Here is a 25,427-nt window from a genome sequence, read left to right on the forward strand (position 1 = left end):
AAATCATTTATGGAATCCATCTTTTCAATTATTGGTATAGGTCTAGGAGTTCTTCTTTTCCTTATCATCGTTTATTTTGCAATTATTGCCATGTTCTACAAAAAGGTTCATCAAGGTCAAGCCTTGGTAAGAACCGGATTTGGAGGTACTAAAGTAGCCACCGATAAAGGTCTTTATGTGGTTCCTGTCTTTCATCGCGTTGAAGTAATGGATATTTCGGTAAAGAAAATTCAAATTGAAAGACTTGCTACCGAAGGTCTTATCTGTAAAGATAATATGCGTGCAGATATTAAAGTTGCATTCTTTGTTAGGGTAAATAATGAAGTAGACCTAATTAAAAAAGTTGCGCAGACCATTGGTGTGCAAAGAGCTTCTAGACAAGAAACTTTAGAAGAACTTTTTGAAGCCAAATTTTCTGAAGCATTAAAGACAGTTGGTAAAAAATTCGATTTTATTCAATTATATGAAGCGCGTAGAGAGTTTAGAGATGAAATTGTTGATATTATCGGGATTGACCTAAATGGCTACACCTTAGAAGATTGCGCTATCGATTACTTGGAACAAACTGCCGTTGCCCATTTAAAGGCGGATAATATTCTTGATGCGGAAGGTATTAAGAAGATAACCGATTTAACTGCCGCACAGAACATTAAAGCCAACCTTATTAAGCGTGATGAGGAGAAGGTTATCCGTAAGCAAGATGTTGAAGCTCGCGAAGCTATCTTAGAACTTGATAAGCAACTTGCAGAAAAAGAAGAGCAACAAAAAAGAGAGATTTCCAACATAAAGTCTAGGGAAGAGGCAGAAACTTTAAAAGTAGCTGAAGAAGAGCGTTTAAAATCTGAAACCGCACGTATAGCTACCCAAGAAAAGGTAAAGGTCGCTGAAGAGAATATGGAGCGTCAAATAATTGTTGCCTTAAAAAACAAACAACGTACAGATGCTGTTGAAACGGAAAGAGTTGAAAAAGATAGATTGCTTGAAGCTACGGAAAGAGAGCGAGTTGTTACCCTGGCTCAAATAGAAAAGGAAAAAGTAGTTGAAGTGGAAAAGAAGAATATTCAAGATGTTATTCGTGATCGCGTTACCCTGGAAAAAGGAGTAGTGGAAGAGCAAGAAAACATGAAAGATATTGAAGCTTTTAAAACTGCTGATCGTGAGAAACAAGTTAAAATTACAATAGCGGAAGCAAACGCTCAAGAAGATTTAATCAAAACGATTAAAGCTGCCGAAGCTCAAAAAGAAGCGGCGAAACAAAAAGCTGAAGAGATTAACATTGAGGCATTGGCACATAAAGAAGCTAGTGAAAAAGAAGCTGAAGCACGAAAAATTTTGGCAGAAGCTCAAGCAAAAGAAGAAGCTACCGTGGGTATGTCTGAAGCTCAAGTAATGCATGCCAAAGCAGACGCTTATGAGCGTGAAGGTGTAGTACAGGCACTTATTATTGAGAAAAAAGCAAAAGCTGAAGCGTCTGGTATAGAGGCGAAAGCAGAGGCAAAACGTAAAGATGGTTTAGCCGAAGCAGACGTAATTAAAGAGAAGGCTTTAGCCGATGCTGCCGGTATCGAAGAAAAAGCGAATGCAATGAAGAAATTAGATGGTGTTGGCAAAGAACATGAAGAGTTTAAATTGCGTTTAGACAAAGAATTACAAATTGACTTGGCTCAAATTAATATTCAGAAAGATATTGCCGATGCACAAGCTCAAGTTATTGGAGATGCACTGAAAGCTGCCAAAATTGATATTGTTGGTGGTGAAACTATGTTCTTCGATCAAATTATTGGGCAAATTACAAAAGGTAAGGGTTATGACAGGTTAGTTGCCAATAGTACCAATATACAAGATGTAAAAGATGCTATTTTAGGTAGTGATGATGTTAAGGGCAACTTACTTGAGAAAGTGAAAGAGTTTGCTGATAAATACGGAATATCATCTGACGACCTTAAGAATTTAACCATTGCTAATTTATTGATGGATCTAAAATCCAAATCTAATGACAATGATGAACAAACGCTATTCAGCAACTTGTTCAACCTTGCAAAAGGTTTAGGTATGAGCGATAAAAAACTGAGGTAATCACCTTAGTCTTTTATCTATTGTTCACTAGTAAATTATTAATGTAACTCAAAAGCCTAATTATTTTTATGGCAGAAGAAGCCCAAACAGCAAACACAGAAGAGCATATCTTAGGTGGTGGCACCTATGATGTAATTAAAAACCGATTGCAAAAGCAAAAGGAGCAGTTGCAAAGTAAGTTGGTACTACTTAATAACGATAGAAAAACCGTTTTTGGCTCGTTAGAAACAAAGCTGATTGCCAATGATAGAATCAATACAGAAAACAATTGCATAGCACGCGATATTGTTTCTTTTGGTAATACCTGTCTGTTTGGGTATAACGTTCATTTTGGTCTTAGAACCGAAATTAACATAAAAGATGTTTTTAGTTGCTACCATTTTGAAAACAATAGTTTTAAAGCAACAGACCTTAGTCTTTTAGAAGATGAAACCTTTACAACAGATTTTACCAATCTGTATAAATATTACCGTAATACTATTTTTTCCAACTTCGCCATAATTGGCAATTATCTTCATATGGTCTTTCGCCTAAGTGATAGCCCAACGGATATAAAAACCTTTAAATGGTTGTTGGTCAACAATACTTTAAAGTATGTTGATAATAGAAGTGAACACGAATATAAGTTTCCTGTTCAGCAAGAATTTAAATGGCAAGAGGCAAGTAGAGATATGCATCGTTACGGTGTACATTCTCACGTTTCCATTAAAGACCGAGTTTTCGTAGAAACTATTGGAGGTGATCTTACCATAAAAATTGAAGATAATACTAAAGAGGGCAAAGGTATATTAGACGAACCTGTTGAATATGTAGACCAAACATTAGATGATGGGCAATACCGTTTTGGAGATTTAGGAAACTTATTGGTTCTAGAAATAAAACCTTTTCAAGAATCACCGCGTTATTTTGTCTTTAACGATAAAATGAAGGAGGTCCAAAAAATAGAATCGATAAAAGATGCCTGTATACTTCTTCCTGATGATCAGGGTATCATTTTCCCTACTGGTTATTATTTACAAACAGGGGAGTATCACATTTTTGACAATGCTATACCGAATGTAAAATTTCAGCAACGTATTGTATCGCCTAATGGTGAGGATTTTCTGTATGTTTTTTATGCCGCTAATGAAGGACTCTATAATCTCATGTCTTTCAATATCATTAGTCAGGTTATAAAAACACCAATAATTTGTAACGGATTTACCATCTTAGAAAATGGGGAACTCTGCTATTTTAAAACAGAGCAGGAGCAAACAAAGCACCACGTGGTTCAAATTTGGCAAACTCCTTATTTAAAGGGTGATTATATGCCATCTCAGCATGAAGAAACTTTGCTGTACAAAATTGGCAACAAAGATATTGTAAGGGCTATGGCAGAAGTAAACAGCCTAATTACCTTACTGAACAAGAATGATAATTATGCCGATCTCTATAATGATCTAGCGAAGTTTTCTAAAGATATTTTAGATGCTTACTATTGGTTGCCAGAACCCGAAACGCATCAGCTCAACATTCCGTTACAAGAAATAAACAAGGCTTCTAATGCCGCAATAGATGAATTTGAGAAGGTTGTTCAACTTCGTAAAAATGCCCAAAACCAGTCAAAAGAAATTCAAAAGAATTCTAGCGAGCTATTTAATAAAATAAAGAGCACATCCTTTAAGAGTATCGATGAATTCGTTGCTCTTTTAACAAGGTTGCGTTCAACCAGGGGCGAGGTCATTTCCTTAAAGGAGGTTAGGTATATTGACCTTGACTATCTAAAATCTTTAGAAGAGGAAATTGAGGTACAGACAAAAAAGATTTCTGAGCGCTGTGTGCAGTTTTTATTGAATCCAAATGCTTTACAACCCTATCATAAGGCGTTAGATGAAAAAAAGAAATTTATAGATGGAGTTGAAAAGGTAATTGAAGCTAAGAAAAAGGAGGAAGAAATTAACGAGATCAGTACCGATCTTGAAATGTTGATCGATATTGTATCGAATCTAGAAATTGAAGATACTGCGCATTCTACCAAAATTATTGATGATATATCTTTAATTTTTTCTACCATTAACGAGCTAAAAGCTGCTTTAAAGAACAAAAGAAATTCTTTGGGAATCGCTGAAGCAAAAGCAGAATTTGCCGCTCAGTTAAAATTGATCGATCAGAGTATCATCAATTACATTGATATGGCATCCACTCCAGAAAAGTGCGATGAATATCAAACCAAAACATCTATTCAATTAGAAGAACTTGAGGGGAAATTTACTGATTTTGATGAGTTTATTGAAATCATTATTGAAAAGAGAGAGGAAGTTTATTCTGCTTTTGATGCCCGAAAAAATTCGTTGATTGAAAAGCGAAATAAAAAATCAAGCGCATTGACCAATGCCTCTAAAAGAATTTTAAAAGGGGTACAAAAGAAAGCGCAGAGTTTTAAGTCTGCCGTCGAAATCAATGGCTACTTTGCATCGGATTTAATGATCAATAAGCTCCGTGACATCATTACGCAACTTCAAGACTTAGATGATAGCGGTAAAGCTGAAGAGATAGAAACCCAACTTAAGACAGCAAGAGAAGATGCCCTTAGAAAACTTAAGGACAAACTAGACCTTTATGAAGATGGTGACAGTGTTATAAGGTTGGGCAAACACAAATTTGGTGTAAACAAACAACAACTAGACCTTACCATTGTTTTTCATGACAATGAGCTAAACTACCACTTAACGGGAACAGATTTTTACAAAAAACTAAACAATGAGGAGTTTGTAAATAACAGGCATTTATGGAATCAAGAGTATGTATCTGAAACAGATGAAATCTACCGAGGAGCATATTTAGCCTACAAATTGTTTTCCAATTTTAGTGAAGAAGAACTTCTATCTCTTAATGATGAGGAACTTTTGAAAATTGTTCAAGAACAGAGTAGAAATGATTTTTCAGAAGGTTACATAAAGGGTGTTCATGATGTTGATGCTTCAAGAATACTTAAACTATTAGTACATAAGCACCATGAGTTAGGTTTGTTGACCTATAGACCAGAAATTAGGGGTTATGCCCAATTTTTCTGGAATAACCTAAGTGCTGATGTAAAAAATGAATTGGATAAGAGCCTTAAGACGGCAGGCGAAGTTTTGCATTACTTTCCGTCATCAAACGAATATGCTTCGGTAGTTCATAAATTACAGGAGTTAGTAGCTGAATTCGCAGAAAAAACCAGTATTTACGACCCGTTATTAAGCGCTGACATTGCTGCTTATCTTTTTGAAGAACTTAAGTCAGATTCTGAGTTTGTATATAGTAGTTTGGCGATACAACTTAAAGAAGATTTTTTAAAGAATCTTAAATCTCGTCAGGCAGATTTAAAATTTAGAAAGAGTATTGAGGAAGTCTCTAGTTTAAAGGACAAGGTGCGTTTAGCAAAACAATGGGTAGCCGCCTACTTAAAAACCACAAAACAAGAGGACTCTGGTGTAGACCTTAAAAGGTATGAACATGAAATTGTTGGCGCTTTATTGTTCAGAGACGAATCTGCCTCTAAAATTAAAGCTGTTTCTCCAAATGAAACGATTAAAGAGTTAAGAGGTTCTCATACTACAATTGATAATGGAACATACTTTTTCAATTATCATGATTTTGTATCAAGAATGAGATTGTTTGCTACCAATGAGGTACCTGCATTTCAAAAATTTAAAAAGACAAAACTTGAAATTACAGAAAAACTTAAAAACGATTTAAAGTTAGAGGAATTTAAGCCTAGAGTACTAACCTCATTTGTACGTAATAAATTAATAGACCAAGTGTACTTTCCCATTTTTGGAAATAATTTGGCAAAACAATTAGGAACTGTTGGTGCAAATAAACGTACGGACAGAATGGGTATGTTACTTTTAATCTCTCCACCAGGTTACGGTAAAACTACGTTGATGGAGTATATTGCCAATAGGCTAGGTTTAATTTTTGTAAAGATTAATGGTCCGGCAATTGGTCATGAAGTAACCAATGTAGATCCAGCTTCTGCCAATAACAGTGCGGCTAGAGAAGAATTAAAAAAGCTGAACCTAGCTTTTGAGATGGGTAACAATGTTATGCTTTATCTAGATGATATTCAACATTGTAACCCCGAGTTTCTTCAAAAATTTATTTCCTTATCTGATGGTACTCGTAAAATAGAAGGTGTTTATGAGAATGAACCTAAAACCTATGATTTAAGAGGTAAAAAATTCTGTGTAATTATGGCGGGGAACCCGTATACGGAAAGTGGAGAGAAATTTAAGATTCCAGATATGTTGTCCAACCGTGCCGATATTTACAACTTGGGTGATATTATTGGGGAAACGGAACATCTTTTTAGGTTAAGCTTAATAGAAAATTCACTGACCGCAAATCCTATCTTACAGCAATTGGCAAGTAAAGAATTCGAAGATGTATATACCATTGTCAACCAAATAGAATCTAAAACCGATGAAGGTCAATTAAAAGGTAATCACTCTAGTCAAGAAATAGAGGAATACAAAAAGGTTTTGGAAAAAGTGCTAAAAGTTAGAGATGTACTATTAAAGGTTAATGCCACTTATATTAAAAGTGCAGCAATGCAAGACGAATATAGAACAGAACCTGCTTTTAAACTTCAAGGTTCTTACAGGGACATGAATAAATTGGTTGCTCAAATTGTACCTATTATGAATGACAAAGAGCTAAACACCTTATTACGATCTCATTATGAAAACGAAGCGCAGACACTTACAGGTTCGGCAGAAGCCAATTTATTGAAATACAATGAATTAATTGGACAACTTACTACAGGTGAAGCAACTAGGTGGTCCGCTATAAAAGAACAGTTTGTAAAAAATAATAAATTAAAAGGTTTTGGCAATGCCAACGAAATGGCGCAGGTACTATCTCAAATGATGGAGTTTTCAGAAAACTTAGCGGGCATTAAGTCGGTATTACAAAACGGACTCAACAAAAATTAGCTCTAAAAAGCATGCTATTTTTCGTTATTTCAAAAAGTTATTGGTAATCACATTAAAATAAGGCGTAGTTTCGCAGCCGCAAAAAAGCTGTGTTATGAAACGTATCAACGAATACAAAAAACTTTTTGAGGTAGAGAAAGAAATTGATCTTAAAGCCTTAAAAACCAAGTATAGAAACTTGGTTAAAGAATGGCATCCAGACAAATTCCAAGAAGGCGATGAAAAAAAGGAAGAGGCAGAAGTGCAAAGTCGTAGAATAATTGACGGTTACCATTTTCTAGTTAGTATTGCACCCGAAACCAAAGAAGCCAATAAAGAAGAGTATGATCAATCTATTTTATCGGGTATCTTGGACTTTCAACATAACGGTCTGGTTTTAGAAATTACTTTTGTTGATGGCGCTACTTATGAGTATTTCGGAGTAACAAAACCTATCTTTCAAAAAATGATCAATGCCAATAAGTTGAACAGATTTGCCAAGAGGAGCATTTTTCCTAATTACTTGTATAGAAAATCTAAACGAGAACTTCAAGAAGCATAGCATACAACTAATTTTAACGCTTAGAATCAACGTATGAAAAATCAAAATGATATTCTTTCAAAATTGAATATTGATGCGTTGAACCCAATGCAAGAATTAGCATTAGAGACTATTTCGTCATCTGACAATACCATATTGTTATCACCTACGGGTACTGGTAAAACATTGGCGTTTTTATTGCCGGTTATAGATTTGTTAGACCATAACAATCCTGAAGTTCAAGTATTAATTTTGGTTCCTTCTCGTGAGTTGGCAATACAAATTGAACAAGTATTACGTGATATGGGTACGGGCTTTAAAGTAAATGCTATTTATGGTGGTAGGGCAATGTCGAAAGATAAAATTGAACTAAAGCATACACCAGCCATTTTAATTGGTACACCTGGTAGAATTTTAGATCACTTTATGGCAGACCGCTTTACCAAAGACCATATTAAAACTTTGGTACTAGATGAGTTCGATAAATCTTTGGAAGTTGGTTTTGAAGAGCAAATGATAGAAATTCTGCATGAGTTGCCAAATCTTAAAAAACGCATACTGACTTCTGCAACGGAGGGAGTGAAGATTCCAAAGTTTGTGGGTATGGAAAACCCCAAGAAAATTAATTTTCTTAAAAAGGAAATTCCCTCACAACTAACTATCAATACTGTTTTAGCTAAAGAAAAAGATAAGCTTGCTACTTTGGTACAATTACTTAAATATATAGGGGAAGAACCTGGTATAGTTTTTTGTAACTATAAGGATAGTATTGAAAACGTTAGTTCTTATTTAGATCAACATGGTATTTTACACGAGTGTTTTTCTGGGGGCATGGAGCAGCGAGACCGTGAACGGGCTCTTATTAAATTTAGAAATGGCAGCAGTAGAATTTTAGTTGCTACCGATTTGGCGGCAAGAGGTATTGATATTACAGAATTAAAGTTCATTATACATTACGAGCTACCACATCGAATAGAAGAATTTACCCATAGAAACGGCAGAACTGCCCGTGTTAATGAATTAGGTACGGCTTATGTATTAAAATGGGAGAAAGAAAACTTACCAGAATTCATTGAATCGTCAACGCCTATTAACATTGCAAAAAGTAAGGAATTGGATGATCCATTTTGGGAAACATTATTTATTTCTGGTGGAAGAAAAGATAAGATATCTAAAGGCGATATTGCCGGACTTTTCTTTAAACAAGGAGAATTGGGAAGAGATCAATTGGGAGATATTGAATTAAAACAAGATTGCGCTTTTGTTGCTGTTCCTAAAAAGAAGTCGAACGAACTTATCAACAAATTGAACAATACCAGATTAAAAAAGAAAAAAGTACGTATAACCGTACTTTAGGCATTGTTAATATTTTTGCCCTTATCAAGGAAGTATCATGAAGGAAGAACAACAGTATAAAGAATCGGAAATCGACTTAAACGAGATTGAAAGTTGTATTGAAACATTAAATCGTTTGGTAAATAATACCAACGAGATTTTTGAAATTCCAGAAGATAGACGAATTGCTTTAATTAAAGCTGCAGGTCAACTTTCACGCCCAAGCAAGCAAGAGTTTGCCAAACGGGTAAAAGATGCAAAACGTAACGAAAAGCGAAAGCAAGCTGTTCGCGATAAACATGCCCGTAAAGAGACCGGTATTCGTAGTGCACGTGAAGCTCATGTATTTGTTGCCCCTAAACTATTACCCGCCGCAGAATTGGCAAGCAAAGATTTGCCAGAACTTACAACACCTCGTAATTGTTATGTTTGTAAGGCAGAGTTTACCAAACTGCACCACTTTTATGATACCATGTGTACCGATTGTGGTGATTTCAATTATGCCAAAAGATTTCAAAATGCCAATGTAAAAGGTCAAGTAGCCGTTATAACCGGTTCACGTTTAAAAATTGGCTATCATATCACTTTAATGTTGCTTCGTGGTGGTGCAACAGTTATTGCAACTACCCGTTTCCCTGTTGATTCTGCATTACGTTTTTCTAAGGAGGAAGATTTTATGGAGTGGGGACACCGACTAAAAATTCACGGGTTAGACCTCCGCCATATACCCAGTGTAGAAATCTTCTGCAATTTTATAGAACAGCAATATGACAAGTTGGATATTCTGATCAATAACGCTGCGCAAACAGTGCGTAGACCAGCGGGATTCTACCATCACTTAATGGAGAATGAGGAACGCGAATTTTCTTCACTACCCAAGTTTGCACAAATGGTGCTGAGTGATCATGAAAGTTGTTTAGAAGAGTTAAAAACATTTAGCTCTAAAGCATCACCCAGTCAAAATATGCCTGTAACATGGCACGGACCCGAACCTGGTATTGGTTTACGCGCTTCTGCAAAATTATCTCAGATACCCTATAGTTTTGACAATGCTCTAGTAGCACAAGAGGTATTTCCTACTGGTGAACTCGATGCCGATTTACAACAGGTTGATTTACGTAAAACCAATAGTTGGCGTTTAAAATTAGGCGAAATTGAGACCACTGAAATGATCGAAGTTCAATTGGTAAATTCCGTAGCACCATTTGTACTTTGTAATCGTTTGGCCGAAATGATGAAAAAAGAAAACACGGGTCAAAAGCATATTATTAACGTAACGGCGATGGAAGGTAAATTCCATCGATTCTTTAAAGAATCTCGTCATCCGCATACCAATATGGCAAAAGCTGCATTAAATATGCTTACACATACCGCAGCAGGTGAACTTGCAAAAGATGGTATTTTTATGAACGCTGTGGATACCGGCTGGGTTACCGATGAGGATCCAGCGGAATTAGCAAAAAAGAAACAAGAAGTACACGATTTTCAGCCCCCTTTAGATATTGTTGATGGTGCAGCAAGAGTTATGGATCCGTTATTTGACGGTATAAATACAGGTAAGCATTGGTGTGGTAAATTCTTAAAGGATTACTTCCCAATTGATTGGTAATACCACAAAGATTTGCAGCTTTTATTGCTTGATTCTGAATAGATTAAAAACTTTTAATAAAAAGTTAAAAATCGTAGCGTTCTAATTTACTAGTCTAAATCTATTTTCGTTTTTTTGCGGCATGATTAGGCTAACTATCAACCCATTACTATTTTTTATTGTATGCTGTTGTTTCAGTATTTCAAATTCGTTGTACGCCCAAGAGGTGGAAACCTATAACGGATCTTTACAAATTGGCAAGTATAACGGTAAGGCGACGTATACTTATAAAGTTGTAGAAAACGATACTGTTTTGGACGGAGACTTTTTAGTGCTTCGCTCCAACCTTCAAGAGCTGCTACAAAAACAAGATTATTCTTTTCAATTTAAAGGTAGTTTTGTTGATGGAATACCTGACGGACCTTGGAAATTCCAGTTTGGGGAATTCAATTCTAAAAGTCAGTCTGAAGTAATAGATTATCAATATCGCGTGTTGGTAAGTGGTATTCAAAAATCATCTGTCGGAAAAATTAAAATGGGAAACCCTCATGGTGAGTGGACTATTTTAGAAGAGCAGATTGAAGATTCAGAAATTTCTAAAACATTGTTCAAAAGTGTTATTTCATTTGATAAAGGAGTACCACAACAAAACTTCAGCATCAATAATGATAATTATACCTTGGTAGGTAGATTTTTAAGGGATGGTGTAGCACATGATGAGTGGTCACTTTTTCCTTCTAACGGAATCGACCAATCTGAAAGTTGGTATTTTAATGACGGACTTCTGCAGAATATTCGGGTAGATGATGATAATGATCACAAAACCATTACCGCTTTCAAAGGTTTTACTGGTGAAACTAAAACCATAAATCTAGATGCTGCCTATATTGCCGCTTTAGATATTCAATTTTCTAAAGAAGATGTTGAAACCCTTCACCAAAACAACCTGCCAAAACTATTAAAACAAAACGCACAACGGTACCAAGAAATTGATGCTATTCTATCTGAATTGGGTAAATCTGACTTTCTTCCTGAGTTTAAGGTTAAAGTACCCTACTTTCCTTTAGATTCAGTGGAAGCAGTGCAAGTAGATAGTGTTGTATCCTATTATAAAAAAGCAAAGGAGTTAAGTGAATCCATCCTTCATAACTCTCAATTAAATATTCTAAAATTATCAGATAAAAACACTGCATATCAATATAATACAGTACTTCAAATAAAGAATGATTTTCTAACCCCTATTGAAGAAATTGCAAGGTATGATTCATTGTCAATATTAGAATACACTTCTCGTAAACAGTTACTAGATCATGTATTTGCCAGCGGCTTACCAAACCCTAAAATGGATATTGAAATCGTTATCGATAGTGTAGCAAGCTCCAAACCATATACTATTTCAACCACAGTAACATCTTCTAAAAATGCACCAGTAATTCAACAAATTGAAACAGTTGCCAAAATGGGTTATGATGGTGTACTAGCCATTGCAAACGAAGTCAAAGAAACCTTAGCACAAGAAAAAAGACAGAACGAACTAGCGAATCTTGAAGAAGAAATTATTGTTCAAAACGATTCTTTGGTCATGTTCATTGACTCCGTTAGAACTAGTATTCCTTTGAACTATTCCAACTCGTTAAAGCAAATTAAAACATTTGCGAACGCCACTTTGAATAGTTATTCTAAAGTAAAATCTGCTCAAGACAAGTTAATATCGGCTCGAAACACCGTAGCATGCCTTAAAAACTTAAATGAACTGTCTGTTACGGTATCTAAAATGCCCCAGTTTAAAAGCACTATTCAAGAAACCTATACCGATCGTATATGGAATCCGTTTATGGTAACTTTAATGGATGAGGATATAAAAAAGCGAATAACAACTGCTTACACTAAAATACTTGAGCCCTATTTCTTAATACAAACAGAAGAGTCACTCACCTGTGAAAACATCAGTGCTCTAAATGAAAACATAACAGAAACGTACCACTCTGTGCTAATGCTTAAAGACAAGGATACCAAAAAACTGGAACGAAAACTAAAAAAGGAAAAAGACCCCTTGACCATTTTAGAATTGTTGAATGTACAAAACACAAAGCAATAGCCTATGAAAACGTTTGGTACATATATGTTACGATTTTTATTCTTGCTATGCTTTTTAACTACATTTAAAGGTGTTTCACAAGAAGAGGAGCCTGAGGTTTTACCAGAATATTCTAAATATAAAGATCTTACCACAAAAACTTGGATCAACACTTATGGTAATATACGAATAGGCAAACGCTTGTTTTGGGATGCACAAACTCATCTTAGGCTAGAAGAAACCGATGCTACACCTTTTGTGGGGCAGGTTGCGCAAGTGTACAACAGGCATGCCATTGGCTATATACACTCAAAATATTTTAATGTACGATTGGGTGGAGTGCTCCGTTTAAATTTCAATACCGATGAGTCTTCTACAGATCGTAATCTAGTGCCGGAATGGCGAATTTGGCACCAATATCAATTTGCACAAGCTTTGGAGAGTATGATGATCTATCATCGTATTCGAATAGAGCATAGATGGACACAAGGTTTTGCCGAGGATAGCGAGTATATTTTTAGAAATAGATGGCGTTACATGTTCCGTATGAAAATACCATTGAACAATCATAAATTAAAGCCTAAAACACTGTACGTTGCCCCAGAGGCAGAGCTGATCATGCAAAGTGGTAAAGCAGTGGTTGCCAGCCCTATGGAAGACTTACGACTTACAACCACTTTAGGGTATATTTTAACACCAAGGCTAACAGTTGCGGCAGGTGCTATGTACTCTCAAGGTCAAGACTTAGCAAATGGAGGTAATTTCAAGCAAAGTTGGGCAATGCGCTTTCATGTATATTTCTCTCCAGATTTTAGAAAGGTTAAAAACAAACTTCCAGAAATTCATTTAACGGACTAGCCAAGTACCGAAAATAAAAGAATATGAAGAAAAAAGATATTACACTTTACGGTTTGCTTGCCGTACTTTCTGTATTGGTCATTTATTTTGGGGTAAAATCAAATTCATTACAAAATGAAATAGGGGAGAGCAGTAAAGTAAAAGAGGAGTTAGATGTATTGGTAACCGGCAATAAAGAATTAATGGCAATCGATTCTGTATTAATTGAAGGCGACTATAACAAAGCAATAGCATCATACAATTCTACGCTTGAAAATCATGAAGAACTAAATTCCGTAATACCCTTAAGAATTGCTCTTGCGCAAAAACTAATGCAAAATGACATTAAAGCGAATTTAGAAGAAAACAATTTAGATCTTTTAAAAGATTCCGTTGCTACAAGCCCAATACCTCAAAACGAAATAAGAAGTATTGACTCCTTAAATTTTGCATTGGAAAAAGCCCGTGTTCAATTGAATAATATGCGTAGGCAGTTGAACAATAAAACTTTTGGAGAATACTTAAGTTTTACCACTAAAAAGGGAACTGCCTTACATTACGTCGGTCAGGTAAAAAATAACATGGCCAATGGTTCTGGTATTGCACTTTTAGAAACCGGCAGTAGGTATGAAGGAGAATGGAAAGATAATGCCCGCGAAGGTCATGGTACTTTTTATTGGCCAGATGGCGAGTATTATATTGGCAGCTATAAAAACGATATGCGCAGTGGCGAAGGAACTTATTTTTGGCCCAATGGAGAAAAATACAAAGGACAGTGGAAAAACGATAAACGCAATGGCAAAGGTATTTTCCATAAGAAAGAAGGTTCTGTAATAAGTGGTATTTGGGAAAATGATAAGCTAATAGAGACAGATAAATTGAATAAGAAGTAATTGCTCGTTAAACATTGAAAATTTTAATGTATCCACTGAGTTCTACGTTATAACTTATAATTCTTTCTGCTATTAAAACATGAATTTTTTGTCTCTGGATTATAATTGATTTAATTCAAAAAATCAATGATATATTGTGCCGTTTCATTGGGTTTTTCGGCAAGCATAAAATGTCCGCATTGTTCTATTTTCATAAGTTGCAAGTCAGTTGTACAATTAGATAATGACATTTTTAAAATTTCGTATCCACTTCCGCCAATACCCAGTACCGGCATAGCTAGCTTTTTATAGCTTTTACTATCTTCAATATCTTGTGGAAATGCTTGATACCATGCATTTGAAGCACGAATTGCGCTTTTATCATTATAGACATGTGCATAAACTTTCTTATCAAAATCACTAATGCTATTAGGGTCAAAAAGTAATTTACTAAATAACCATTCAATCATAATGTTCATTTTTCCTTCAAGTAGCTGTTCTGGAAGTTCTTTAACTTGATTAAAAGACAACCACCATGGATAAACGTAATCTGCTCCTAAAATAGGAAGCATGGGCAATTGGTACATTCCTATGTCAGGATGAGGTGTGTCTAACATGATTAATTTTTCAGTTGAACCTGGATAATTTGATGCAAAACTAAACGCTACATGTGCCCCAATGTCGTGCCCGCAAATACTTACCTTATTATACTTCAATGATTTTACTAGTTCAGAAATATCCTTAGCTAAATTCTTTTTGTCATAACCTTCTTTCGGTTTGTCAGAACTTCCCATTCCTCGTATATCAACGACAATAACGCAATATTTTTGAGCAAGAATTGGCATTACTTTATGGTATGCCCACCAAGTTTCTGGATAGCCCGGAATTAAAACTAAAGGTTCGCCACTACCGCCTATAACATAATGTAATCTTGTTCCATTTACCTCTGCATAATTATTAACAAAGTTGGGTATGGTCTTTATTAATTCTTCGTCTGTATATTTCATTAGAGGTGGTCGTGTAGATTACTGATTTTTTTATATTCCGATGTAAAAATATATACTAATTTTGTACCTGACAAGTATGCAGTATACTACATAGTTTAACTTTTTTAAAATATTTATAATGAAATTGATAAGTCAACTTTCTAAAGAAACAGGCATTCCTATTGGTACCATTCGTTTTTATGAAAAAAGCGGCTTAATTTCCGGGCAGACCAAAAAAGAAGTTACTACCAACAACTATGTATATTACGATGAAGAGACTGTTGAAAAACTAAGATTTATACAAATGTCAAAAGCTGTTGGTTTTACGTTGGCCGAAATTAAAGAAGTTATAGATGCATGGTACAAAAAGCAATTAACTAAAAAAGCCAAGATTGATGTTTTAAATAAAAAGCTGCTACAAATAGAGGAAAAAATGAAAGAATTAAGAGCAGTTAAAAAACAAATAGCAATTTGTAAACATAACATTGAACATGAAATGGAACCCTAATTTTAATCTCCATGCTTTTTAGCAATGAAATTGCTTCTAATGTAAATTTTAATCGGCTACATTAAAATAATCGTAAAAAATACGATGAACATATGATTTAGAAATAGGTTTAAGTAACTTTAGGTTTTAACCAACCTATCTCAAAACTAAAATGAAAACGCTATTTCGTTACCTTACCTCAGTATCGTTTATTCTAATTTCAGCAACACTTTTATCTCAAGACTTTTCTGCGCTACAATATAGAACCGTTGGTCCGCAGAGAGGTGGTCGTGTAACTACGGTTACCGGAACTCCCGTTTTACCAGGAACTTTTTATCTTGGCGCCTCTGGTGCGGGAGTATGGAAAACAGATGATTATGGTACTACTTGGAACAATGTATCCGATGGTTTTTTCGATAGTCCCTCAATTGGAGCTATTGAAGTTGCCGTAAATGACCCCAACATAGTTTATGTTGGCACAGGTTCTGATGGATTACGAAGTAATATCATTAGTGGAAAAGGAATGTACAAGTCCATTGATGGCGGTAAAACATGGAGCCATATCGGCTTAAAAAATGCCGGTCAGATCGGGGCGGTAGAAATTGACCCTACAAATAGCAATATTGTTTGGGTTGCCGCTATTGGTAATGCATTTAAGGCTAATGAAGAACGTGGCATTTATAAAACTGTTGATGGTGGTATTACGTGGACAAAAATGCTACATATATCAAATACTACGGGCTTTGCAGATTTAGAATTGCTACCCGGAAACCCTAATGTAGTTTATGCAGCCGCATGGAAAGCCCAGCGTACACCGTGGACCATAATCTCTGGCGGAGAAAATAAGGAAGGTGGCATTTATAAATCAGTCAATGGAGGTAAAGATTGGATAAAACTAGAAGAAGGTTTACCTAAAGGCTTGATCGGTAAAATAGATTTAGCGGTTTCTCCGGTAGATTCTAGTATTCTTTATGCGGTAATTGAAGCTCCTGGTGATGAAGGCGGTGTTTATAAGTCTGTTGACCAAGGTAAATCCTTTGTACAGACTTCAAGCAACAAAGGGCTAGTAAACAGACCTTTTTACTATACCAATATTGAACTCGACCCAACAAACCCAGATATTGTGTATTCAAATGCCAACCCGCTATTGAAATCTAAAGATGGTGGTAAAACATGGACAATGATGTCGGTACCCCATGGTGATAATCATGATATATGGTTAAACCCTAATAATCCAGATTTGCTAATACAATGTAATGATGGTGGTGCCAATGTTTCTCATAATGGTGGTAAAACATGGTCATCGCAATTCAATCAGCCAACCGCAGAAATTTACCAAGTTGCTGTTGACGATCAATATCCATATTGGATCTATGGAGCCCAACAAGATAATACTACAATTGCTATACCCAGTTCTGCTCCAAGTGCAACATCGGTACAAGGTAGTTCACAGATCATGATCGATGTAGGAGGTTGTGAGACCGGACCTACCATTCCAAAACCCGGCAACCACAATATCGTCTATAATAATTGTAAGGGACGTTTTAGTGTTTATAGTAAAATTACCGGTACAGGTAGAGAATACTCAATTGGAGCATCCAATATCTACGGGCACAACCCAAAAGACCTAAAATATAGATTTCAACGTGTAGCACCTATTCATGTTTCTCCACATGATCCAGATGTTGTATATATGGGCTCACAGTTCGTACATAAAACTAGAAACGACGGAGTTATTTGGGAAACTATTTCTCCCGACTTAACTGCATTTGAAGCGGATAAACAAGTAAATTCCGGTAGTCCGATTACCAGGGATATTACTGGTGAAGAGTACTACAGCACCTTATATTCCATACGAGAATCCAAAATTCAAAAAGATTTGATCTGGACAGGTTCCAATGACGGTGTGGTTTCTATAACTCAAGATGGTGGGCAAACTTGGACGACCGTTACACCTAAAAATTTACCAAAAGGTGGTAGGGTAGAATCTATTGAACCTTCACAATTTAACCCTGCAAAGGCTTATATATCTGTAGACAGACATTTGTTAGGAGACACCACTCCATATTTTTACAAAACAGAGAATTATGGTAAATCATGGGAATTATTGACTAGTGGTATTCCGTCTGACTACACCAGCAAAGTATTACGCGAAGACCCGGTAAGAGAAGGTTTATTACATGCAGGTACGGAATACGGTATGTTTGTATCATTAAACGATGGTGAAAATTGGAAACCTTTTCAACAGAATTTACCCGTAACACCAATAACAGATGTAATACTATATAGAGGCGATTTGATTTTAAGTACGATGGGACGCGGTTTTTGGGTGCTTGACAACATTACAACGTTAAGAGATAATGCTATAACATCGCTAAATGATACTCCTGTATTGTTTCAACCAGATACTACAATTAGATATAGAACACCTAGAAGATCAAAAGGTTTTCCCGATTATCCTTCAACCGGAGTACTAATTGATTATTACCTCCCAAAAGAAGGCAAGAATGATGTACAGTTAGAAATATTAGATGCGAACAAAAAATCTATAGCAACTATTACTAGTGACTCAACAAAGGCAAAATCCACCAAAGAGGAAGTAAAAAATATGGGGCTCAGTATGTCTTTCACTTATTATGACACAAAACTTGAAACTAAAAAAGGCATCAATAGATTTCAATGGGACATGAAACAAAAAGGTGCTTGGAGCGATAAACCCTCTAGAAGTTACAAAAACGGACCTATGGTGCCTCCTGGATCATATACCGCAAAACTAACGGTAGGAAAAGAAACTTTTGAACAACCTTTTATAATTAAAGTAGATCCACGCTTAGCTAAAGAAGGTATAGATGAAACGACTATAGCGAATCATATCGCCTTTGAAAATAAAGTGTTGAATTTATTGACCGAAGCCCGCAAATTTCAGTCGGACCTAGAAACGGAAATCAAAAAAAGCAAGGGCGAAAGAAAACAGTCTTTAGAAACTATTTTAAAGACTATTAAAAATGATGAAGGTGCCTATCCTCAGCAAATGCTGGTTCCGCAAATTGCGTATTTATCCTATATAGTAGGTGGTTCGGATAAAGTACCAGGTAATGAAGAAGTTGAACGTTTAAAAGATTTACAGCAACAATTAAATATGGTTAAGCAAGAGGCTCAACTAAATTAAAAGAGAAAATGGCAATTGCTGATTAGTTCAGTAATTGCCAAAAATCTCGTCGATAAAATTCCACTTTCTGTATAAATAAAAAGGGCAAACTTCTATTCCTTTTTAATAAAGTAGTATAAAGTTTCACTTTTGGTGTGTTAATTAAAAACACGCTTTAAATGAAACAATTTATAATCATAGCAAGCATTCTAATTTCTCACTTTGGTTTTGCCCAAGATGTTGAAACAAATTCTTCGTCCAAAATATGGTCTTTAGAAGATTGTATTTCGTATGCCATAGAAAATAATATTACCTTAAAGGATGCGGATATCAATACGAACATATCGGAGGTTGATTATAATGCTTCAAAATCTGCCAAGCTGCCGAATCTATTTGGTAGTGCTTCCCAAAATTTTTCTAGTGGTACCACAATTGACCCTATTACTAGCGACTATGTTTCGGATCAAATCCACAGTACCAATTTAGGTATTAATAGTTCTGTAACACTTTTTCAAGGAAATCAATTAAACAACCAAGTAAAACAGAACAAATTACTTATTGAGCAAAATAGCTTATTGGCTCAAGAAGCAAAGAACAATATTGTAATCAGTATTCTAGAATCCTATTTACAGACCTTATACAGTAAGGAAGGTATTAGCATTGCAGAGAATAATTTAGACGCTTCTGAAAAAGAAGTGCTTAGGGCAAAATCAAGATTAGACGCCGGTACCATAGCTTTAAGTGATTATACCGAAGCGCAAAGTCAGGCAGCTACCAACAAATTCAATGTTATTGCAGCCAAAAATGACTACGAACTAAATATTATCAATCTTAAGCAATTGCTTGAACTTTCTCCATTGGAAGATTTGCAAATTGAAACGGTAGATGAAAATCAAGATTTATTTCACCTAGAATTAAATAGAGAAGCTATTTATACCAATGCCTTGGCTTATTTACCAGAAGTAGAAGCCAGTAACACTAATATTCTGATCAATGAAAAAGAACTGGACATTGCCAAAGGTGGTTATCTGCCAACATTATCATTGACCGGTAGCCTTGGTACTGGGTACACTAGTATAAGTGACAATACTTTTACCGATCAATTAGATGTCAATTTCAACCAAAGATTGGGTTTAAGTTTAAGCATTCCAATTTTTAATCGAAACCAAACAAAGTCTGCAGTACAAATAGCATCTTTTAATATAGAAAAAGCTGAAATACAAAAACAAACAGTAGAAAAAGAAGTCATTAAAAAGGTTGAAACCGCTTATCAAAATGCGCTTTCATCACAAGAACAATTGATTGCCGCTGAAGTTTCTAAAGAAGCTGCCGAGCAATCATATAATCTAGCACAGAAAAAATACGAGTTGGGCGATTTAAGTACAACTGATTTAGTTATAAGTCAGAACACATATACCAATGCCCAACAAAATTACCTACAGTCTAAATATCTAAATATTCTGTACCACCAATTATTACAATTCTATCAAGGAAACGAAATTAAACTTTAACTAAAATGAAAAATAAAAACAAAATCATATTAGGCGGTATTGCATTAGTAATCGTAGCCTTTGTAGCCTATAGCTTTATGACAGGGGATGAAAATACCACCATTGAAGCTAAAACTATAGTTGCCAAAAAAGGAGACGTAACTACCATGGTCACTGCTACAGGAACCATAGAGCCAATAAACCAAGTAGATGTTGGTACACAGGTATCTGGTGTAGTTGAAAAAATTTATGTGGATTATAATAGCGTTGTTAAAGAAGGGCAGCTTATTGCAGAGTTGGATAAGACCAACCTAAAAGCTGCGACAGTACAAGCACAAGCCTCGTATGATAATGCGGTAAGCAACCGAAATTATCTACAGACGATTTATGGAAGGCAAAAAACATTATATGACAACCAGGTTATAAGTAAATCTGATTATGATGATGCTCTTTACAATTACGAAACCGCAAAAGGTACTGTAACGCAGCGTTTATCTGATCTACAGCAAGCGAGAACCAACTTAGGTTACGCCAATATCTATTCTCCAATTGATGGTGTAGTGCTATCTAGAGATATTGAAGAGGGACAAACAGTAGCCGCAAGCTATAGCACACCAACGCTATTTACCATAGCTCAAGATTTAAAGGAGATGCAGGTTGAAGCCGATGTTGATGAGGCAGATATAGGTGTTGTAGAAGAAGGTCAGCGAGTAAGTTTTACGGTTGATGCATACCAAGGTCAAGAATTTGAAGGAGAAGTCACTCAGGTTAGGTTAGATCCTACTGTGACCTCAAACGTAGTTACGTATACTGTGGTTATAAAAGCCGACAATCCTGATTTGAGATTGAAACCCGGACTAACAGCAACGATATCTATTTACACATTAGAGTTAAAGGATGTGTTATCGGTAGAGGCAAAAGCTATCAATTTTAAACCTACACCTCCAGAAATGATGGCTTATAATGAGCAAGAAAACTTAACCGTTGAACGTCCAGAAGGTGGACCTATGAACAATGATGAAGAATCTACTAAAGTTTGGGTGATGGAATCTAATGGAGCTATTTCCCCAAAAGAAGTGACTTTAGGAGCGAGCGACGGAGTAAATGTTCAAATTCTCAGTGGTATAAACGAAGGAGACAAGTTGGTCTACAGTTTAAAGTCTGAAACCGGAATATCTGGACCACCAGCGGGAGGTTCTGAAGAGAGTCCGTTCATGCCAAAACCACCTGGAGGTAAAAAATAAAAATCATGAGTAAAGAAATAATAAAGATACAAGACCTTACACGTGAATTTACCATGGGCAATGAAACAGTTCATGCCCTACGTGGAATTTCATTTACCATACACGAGGGTGAGTTTGTAACCATTATGGGATCTAGTGGCTCTGGTAAAAGTACAATGTTGAATATTTTAGGATGTTTAGACCAACCAACATCGGGTTCGTACGAGATAGAAGGTGTTAGCATGAAAGATTTGAGCCGTAATCAATTGGCGACCATCCGGAATGAGAAAATAGGATTCATCTTTCAATCATACAATTTATTGGCAAGAACATCAGCTATAGAAAATGTTGAACTACCATTACTTTATAATAGTACCGTAGGTAATGATGAACGTAGAGAGCGTGCCGTAAAAGCATTGGAGATGGTCGGTTTAGGCGATAGGTTACATCACACGCCATCTCAGCTATCTGGGGGGCAACAACAGCGTGTTGCCATTGCCCGATCATTGGTAAATAATCCTGTTATGATTTTAGCAGATGAGGCCACTGGTAATTTAGATACAAGAACATCGTATGAAATAATGTCTTTGTTCCAGGATCTAAATAGTCAAGGTATTACCATCACATTTGTTACGCATGAGCCTGATATTGCCACCTTTAGTAACAGAACCATTGTTTTAAAAGATGGAAATATTATTCAAGACTATAAGAATGAAAATATACAGTCTGCAGCAAAAGAATTGGCAAAACTGCCTCAAGAAGACCATTGATTATGAGAATTTTAAATCTACTTAAAATAGCATATAAAGCCATAGTTCTCAATAAAATGAGAACCCTGTTGACCATGTTGGGTATCATAATAGGTGTAGCATCGGTAATTGCCATGTTAGCAATAGGGGAAGGTTCAAAAGAGAGTATAAGAAGTACCATTTCTAGCATGGGGTCTAATATGATTACCATAAGACCAGGTACCGATGATAGGGGTCCGGCGAGAGGTAGCGGTGGTGATGTTCAGACCTTAACGCTAAACAACTATGAGGTCATCAAAGAAAAATCTACGCTATTGAGTTACATTACACCAGTGGTGAATGGTGGCGGACAAGTAATTAGCGGAGCCAACAACTGGCCCAGTACCATTTACGGGGTCAATCCTGAGTATTTAGAGATTAAAGTAGTTGGCCTACAAAGTGGTAGCATGTTTACCGATGCAGAGGTAAAGTCAGCTTCTAAAGTCGTAGTGCTTGGTCAAACTGTGGTCGAAAATGTTTTTCCAGATGGTCAAGATCCCGTAGGTCAAATGATACGTTTTGATAATATTCCGTTCAAGGTAATTGGCGTTTTAGAAGAGAAAGGCGAAAACACTTTTGGACAAGATCAAGATGATATTGTAATAGCGCCTTATACGACAGTACAAAAAAGAATTTTGGCCATTGATTATTTGAATCAGATTATGGCTTCTGCCGTTAGTGAAGATGATGCACCTGATGCCGTTATTGAGGTTACCGATATATTACGCTCAGAACACAAGCTGCTGGATAATGAAGAGGATGATTTTTCTGTGCGTTCTATGGAAGAATTAATTTCAACTTTTAGTTCAACCAGTGAAATGCTCACCATACTATTGGTTGCAGTAGCAAGTATATCGTTATTGATTGGTGGTATCGGTATTATGAACATTATGTATGTGTCTGTAAAAGAACGTACCAAGGAAATTGGACTACGTATGGCAGTTGGAGGAAAAGGCTCTGATATTCTATTACAATTCTTGATTGAAGCTATATTGATCAGTATTACGGGCGGACTCTTAGGTGTAATCTTAGGTTTAAGCGCTACCGTTTTCATAGAAAAGTTCTTACATTGGCCTACAAGTGTAGCCATGTATTCCATATTTGTATCATTTGCCGTATGTGCGATTACCGGTATTTTCTTTGGATGGTACCCTGCAAAAAAAGCTGCGGCGTTAGATCCTATTACAGCATTGCGCTATGAATAAGTAACTATGTATAAAAACAAAAAAATACTACTAGCACAGCACCTTCTCATTTGGTTGGTGCTGTTCAGCATGCCTTTCGTTCTATCATACGGACAAGAATTGGATACCAATAGATTGGTAGCCCATTTCTTGATTCCTATGCTATTCTATGCAGTGATATTTTATTTGAATTTTTTCGTTTTAATCGATAGGTTTCTATTCCCAAAAAAGACATTCGCCTTTATTATTATCAATCTTGGTTTAATAGGTTTTTCTATTCTGCTTAAAGAATTTATTGAAGCTAGTTACTTTGCTGACCTCATTAAAAACAGACCACAAGATGATGGTAGGGAAGGACCGCCATTTCAACTGTTTATATATGTGCAAATGCTGTCTTATGCAGCTCCATTACTGTTTTCTATAGCCATTAAAACAACTAAAAGATGGGTAAAAACAGAAGCTGAAAAGAAAGAAGCCGATAACTTTAAGCTACAGACAGAACTGCAACATCTTAGATATCAACTTCAACCACATTTCTTTTTCAACTCCTTGAACAACATCTATTCATTGGTTGATATCTCTCCAGATAAAGCAAAGTCTACAATTCATAGTCTGAGTAAATTAATGCGCTATTTGTTATATGAAACAAGTACAGAGTTTATACCGCTTTCAAAAGAAATAGAATTCATGAGAAAGTATATCGAATTGATGAAGTTGCGCCTAACGGATAAAACCACGGTAGAATCTAGTTTTCCGCTAAGTGAGCCGCAAATTAAAATTGCCCCTTTGCTGTTTATTTCATTAATAGAAAATGCTTTTAAACATGGTGTTTCTGCCAATAAAGAAAGTGTAATTTCCATTGATATGATTACCCAAGATAATAGTGTAGTATTTCAAATTGAAAATTATAACTTTCCTAAAGAGGATACAGATAAAAGCGGTTCTGGTATTGGTCTGCCTAACTTAGAAAAGAGATTACAATTACTATACCCCAATAAACACCAGTTCACACAAGAAACCAAAGATGGTATTTATTCGGTTTACCTGAAAATTATAACCTAAGTATGGAAGCAGTTCAGATTACTTGTATGATTGTAGACGATGAACCTATGGCGGTGAATCTGGTAGAAAGTTATGTGGAGAAAACTCCGTATTTAAAACTTAAAAAGAAATGTAATAGCGCCATTGAAGCTATGCAGTTTTTAAATACAGAACAGGTTGACCTTCTTTTTCTTGACATTCAAATGCCAGATTTAACAGGAATTGAATTTTCTAAAATGCTACCGAAAAATTCTAAGGTCATCTTCACCACCGCCTTTGACCAATATGCCCTAGAAGGCTTTAAAGTAGAGGCATTAGATTATCTACTTAAACCTTTTGATTATGCTGAATTCTTAACGGCTTCTAACAAAGCTTTAGAGTGGTTTTCATTAGTGAGAGGAAATAAAACCGCTCAAAGTCAAGAAATACCTCAAGAAAAGGAGTTTCTTTTCGTAAAATCCGAATACAAACAATTACGCATTAAATTGGCAGATGTACTCTATTTTGAGGGTTTAAAAGATTATATTAAAATTTGGTTGAAAGACAACCCTAAGCCAATTCTAACATTAATGAGTCTTAAAAGCCTAGAGGAAGATTTACCTTCTTCGCAGTTTATGCGCGTACATAGATCATTTATAGTTGCCCTAAAATATGTTGAAGTGATTGAACGTAGCCAGATTATCATCAACAAACAACGTATTACGGTCTCTGAACAGTACAAGCCCCGATTTCTAGAATACATTAATGACAACTCTTTAAATTCTTAAAGGCCCGAAGGTAATTTTATACCATCAACTTTTAATTTTCTGTACATTTA

The 25,427-nt window shown here is 35.7% G+C and carries 17 protein-coding genes; 16 read left to right on the forward strand and 1 reads right to left on the reverse strand.

Annotated features, from left to right (window positions below):
• The first annotated feature begins 9 nt into the window (after nt 1-9).
• From DCS95_RS01325 to DCS95_RS01360, 8 genes are all read left to right on the forward strand, one after another.
• A complete protein-coding gene (locus DCS95_RS01325) occupies nt 10-2,076 on the forward strand; it encodes a flotillin family protein (RefSeq protein WP_116769049.1) in 2,067 nt (688 codons plus the stop codon).
• 68 nt (nt 2,077-2,144) lie between these two features.
• The gene (locus tag DCS95_RS01330; protein ID WP_116769050.1) at nt 2,145-7,034 is read left to right on the forward strand and encodes a DNA repair ATPase; all 4,890 of its coding nucleotides are present in this window, start codon (nt 2,145-2,147) and stop codon (nt 7,032-7,034) included.
• Nucleotides 7,035-7,128: 94 nt separating this feature from the next.
• On the forward strand, nt 7,129-7,575 hold the full coding sequence (locus DCS95_RS01335) for a KTSC domain-containing protein (protein WP_116769051.1): 447 nt from the start codon (nt 7,129-7,131) through the stop codon (nt 7,573-7,575).
• 33 nt (nt 7,576-7,608) lie between these two features.
• Nucleotides 7,609-8,910, forward strand: coding sequence for a DEAD/DEAH box helicase (locus tag DCS95_RS01340; RefSeq protein ID WP_116769052.1), 1,302 nt, complete (start codon nt 7,609-7,611; stop codon nt 8,908-8,910).
• A gap of 37 nt (nt 8,911-8,947) precedes the next feature.
• Nucleotides 8,948-10,498 (forward strand): SDR family NAD(P)-dependent oxidoreductase, encoded by a 1,551-nt coding sequence (locus DCS95_RS01345; RefSeq protein ID WP_116769053.1) that lies wholly within the window; start codon nt 8,948-8,950, stop codon nt 10,496-10,498.
• 190 nt (nt 10,499-10,688) lie between these two features.
• A complete protein-coding gene (locus DCS95_RS01350) occupies nt 10,689-12,575 on the forward strand; it encodes a hypothetical protein (protein WP_116769054.1) in 1,887 nt (628 codons plus the stop codon).
• 3 nt (nt 12,576-12,578) lie between these two features.
• Complete coding sequence (locus DCS95_RS01355) at nt 12,579-13,412, forward strand: DUF2490 domain-containing protein (protein WP_244178354.1); 834 nt, start codon at nt 12,579-12,581, stop codon at nt 13,410-13,412.
• A 23-nt stretch (nt 13,413-13,435) separates the two neighbouring features.
• Complete coding sequence (locus tag DCS95_RS01360) at nt 13,436-14,284, forward strand: MORN repeat-containing protein (RefSeq protein ID WP_116769055.1); 849 nt, start codon at nt 13,436-13,438, stop codon at nt 14,282-14,284.
• 110 nt (nt 14,285-14,394) lie between these two features.
• Here the strand turns inward: DCS95_RS01360 and DCS95_RS01365 are convergent, their stop codons facing one another.
• Nucleotides 14,395-15,270 (reverse strand): alpha/beta fold hydrolase, encoded by an 876-nt coding sequence (locus tag DCS95_RS01365; RefSeq protein ID WP_116769056.1) that lies wholly within the window; start codon nt 15,268-15,270, stop codon nt 14,395-14,397.
• A 118-nt stretch (nt 15,271-15,388) separates the two neighbouring features.
• Between DCS95_RS01365 and DCS95_RS01370 the strand changes: the two genes are divergently transcribed.
• The 8 genes from DCS95_RS01370 to DCS95_RS01405 all read left to right on the forward strand — a co-directional run bounded on the left by DCS95_RS01370 (nt 15,389) and on the right by DCS95_RS01405 (nt 25,377).
• Nucleotides 15,389-15,757, forward strand: a complete 369-nt coding sequence (locus tag DCS95_RS01370; protein WP_116769057.1) for a MerR family transcriptional regulator — start codon at nt 15,389-15,391, stop codon at nt 15,755-15,757.
• Between the two features lie 151 nt (nt 15,758-15,908).
• Entirely contained in the window at nt 15,909-18,905 is a 2,997-nt protein-coding gene (locus DCS95_RS01375) for a WD40/YVTN/BNR-like repeat-containing protein (RefSeq protein ID WP_116769058.1), read from the forward strand.
• Between the two features lie 158 nt (nt 18,906-19,063).
• The gene (locus tag DCS95_RS01380) at nt 19,064-20,395 is read left to right on the forward strand and encodes a TolC family protein (protein ID WP_116769059.1); all 1,332 of its coding nucleotides are present in this window, start codon (nt 19,064-19,066) and stop codon (nt 20,393-20,395) included.
• 5 nt (nt 20,396-20,400) lie between these two features.
• Nucleotides 20,401-21,618, forward strand: a complete 1,218-nt coding sequence (locus DCS95_RS01385) for an efflux RND transporter periplasmic adaptor subunit (RefSeq protein ID WP_116769060.1) — start codon at nt 20,401-20,403, stop codon at nt 21,616-21,618.
• Nucleotides 21,619-21,623: 5 nt separating this feature from the next.
• On the forward strand, nt 21,624-22,367 hold the full coding sequence (locus DCS95_RS01390; protein ID WP_116769061.1) for an ABC transporter ATP-binding protein: 744 nt from the start codon (nt 21,624-21,626) through the stop codon (nt 22,365-22,367).
• Between the two features lie 2 nt (nt 22,368-22,369).
• The gene (locus DCS95_RS01395; protein ID WP_116769062.1) at nt 22,370-23,590 is read left to right on the forward strand and encodes an ABC transporter permease; all 1,221 of its coding nucleotides are present in this window, start codon (nt 22,370-22,372) and stop codon (nt 23,588-23,590) included.
• Between the two features lie 6 nt (nt 23,591-23,596).
• The gene (locus DCS95_RS01400; protein ID WP_116769063.1) at nt 23,597-24,631 is read left to right on the forward strand and encodes a sensor histidine kinase; all 1,035 of its coding nucleotides are present in this window, start codon (nt 23,597-23,599) and stop codon (nt 24,629-24,631) included.
• A 2-nt stretch (nt 24,632-24,633) separates the two neighbouring features.
• On the forward strand, nt 24,634-25,377 hold the full coding sequence (locus tag DCS95_RS01405; protein WP_116769064.1) for a LytR/AlgR family response regulator transcription factor: 744 nt from the start codon (nt 24,634-24,636) through the stop codon (nt 25,375-25,377).
• The last annotated feature ends 50 nt before the right edge of the window (nt 25,378-25,427 follow it).

The sequence above is a fragment of the Maribacter litoralis genome, assembly GCF_003075045.1.
In the GTDB taxonomy this organism is placed as follows: Bacteria; Bacteroidota; Bacteroidia; order Flavobacteriales; family Flavobacteriaceae; genus Maribacter; species Maribacter litoralis.

What these genes read in the sequence shown, in the direction of transcription:
- DCS95_RS01385 (WP_116769060.1), top strand. Translation starts at nt 20,401, where the DNA reads ATGAAAAATAAAAACAAAATCATATTAGGCGGTATTGCATTAGTAATC.
- DCS95_RS01370 (WP_116769057.1), top strand. Translation starts at nt 15,389, where the DNA reads ATGAAATTGATAAGTCAACTTTCTAAAGAAACAGGCATTCCTATTGGT.
- DCS95_RS01365 (WP_116769056.1), bottom strand. Translation starts at nt 15,270, where the DNA reads ATGAAATATACAGACGAAGAATTAATAAAGACCATACCCAACTTTGTT.
- DCS95_RS01345 (WP_116769053.1), top strand. Translation starts at nt 8,948, where the DNA reads ATGAAGGAAGAACAACAGTATAAAGAATCGGAAATCGACTTAAACGAG.
- DCS95_RS01325 (WP_116769049.1), top strand. Translation starts at nt 10, where the DNA reads ATGGAATCCATCTTTTCAATTATTGGTATAGGTCTAGGAGTTCTTCTT.
- DCS95_RS01405 (WP_116769064.1), top strand. Translation starts at nt 24,634, where the DNA reads ATGGAAGCAGTTCAGATTACTTGTATGATTGTAGACGATGAACCTATG.
- DCS95_RS01360 (WP_116769055.1), top strand. Translation starts at nt 13,436, where the DNA reads ATGAAGAAAAAAGATATTACACTTTACGGTTTGCTTGCCGTACTTTCT.
- DCS95_RS01380 (WP_116769059.1), top strand. Translation starts at nt 19,064, where the DNA reads ATGAAACAATTTATAATCATAGCAAGCATTCTAATTTCTCACTTTGGT.
- DCS95_RS01330 (WP_116769050.1), top strand. Translation starts at nt 2,145, where the DNA reads ATGGCAGAAGAAGCCCAAACAGCAAACACAGAAGAGCATATCTTAGGT.
- DCS95_RS01340 (WP_116769052.1), top strand. Translation starts at nt 7,609, where the DNA reads ATGAAAAATCAAAATGATATTCTTTCAAAATTGAATATTGATGCGTTG.
- DCS95_RS01390 (WP_116769061.1), top strand. Translation starts at nt 21,624, where the DNA reads ATGAGTAAAGAAATAATAAAGATACAAGACCTTACACGTGAATTTACC.
- DCS95_RS01355 (WP_244178354.1), top strand. Translation starts at nt 12,579, where the DNA reads ATGAAAACGTTTGGTACATATATGTTACGATTTTTATTCTTGCTATGC.
- DCS95_RS01375 (WP_116769058.1), top strand. Translation starts at nt 15,909, where the DNA reads ATGAAAACGCTATTTCGTTACCTTACCTCAGTATCGTTTATTCTAATT.
- DCS95_RS01400 (WP_116769063.1), top strand. Translation starts at nt 23,597, where the DNA reads ATGTATAAAAACAAAAAAATACTACTAGCACAGCACCTTCTCATTTGG.
- DCS95_RS01395 (WP_116769062.1), top strand. Translation starts at nt 22,370, where the DNA reads ATGAGAATTTTAAATCTACTTAAAATAGCATATAAAGCCATAGTTCTC.
- DCS95_RS01335 (WP_116769051.1), top strand. Translation starts at nt 7,129, where the DNA reads ATGAAACGTATCAACGAATACAAAAAACTTTTTGAGGTAGAGAAAGAA.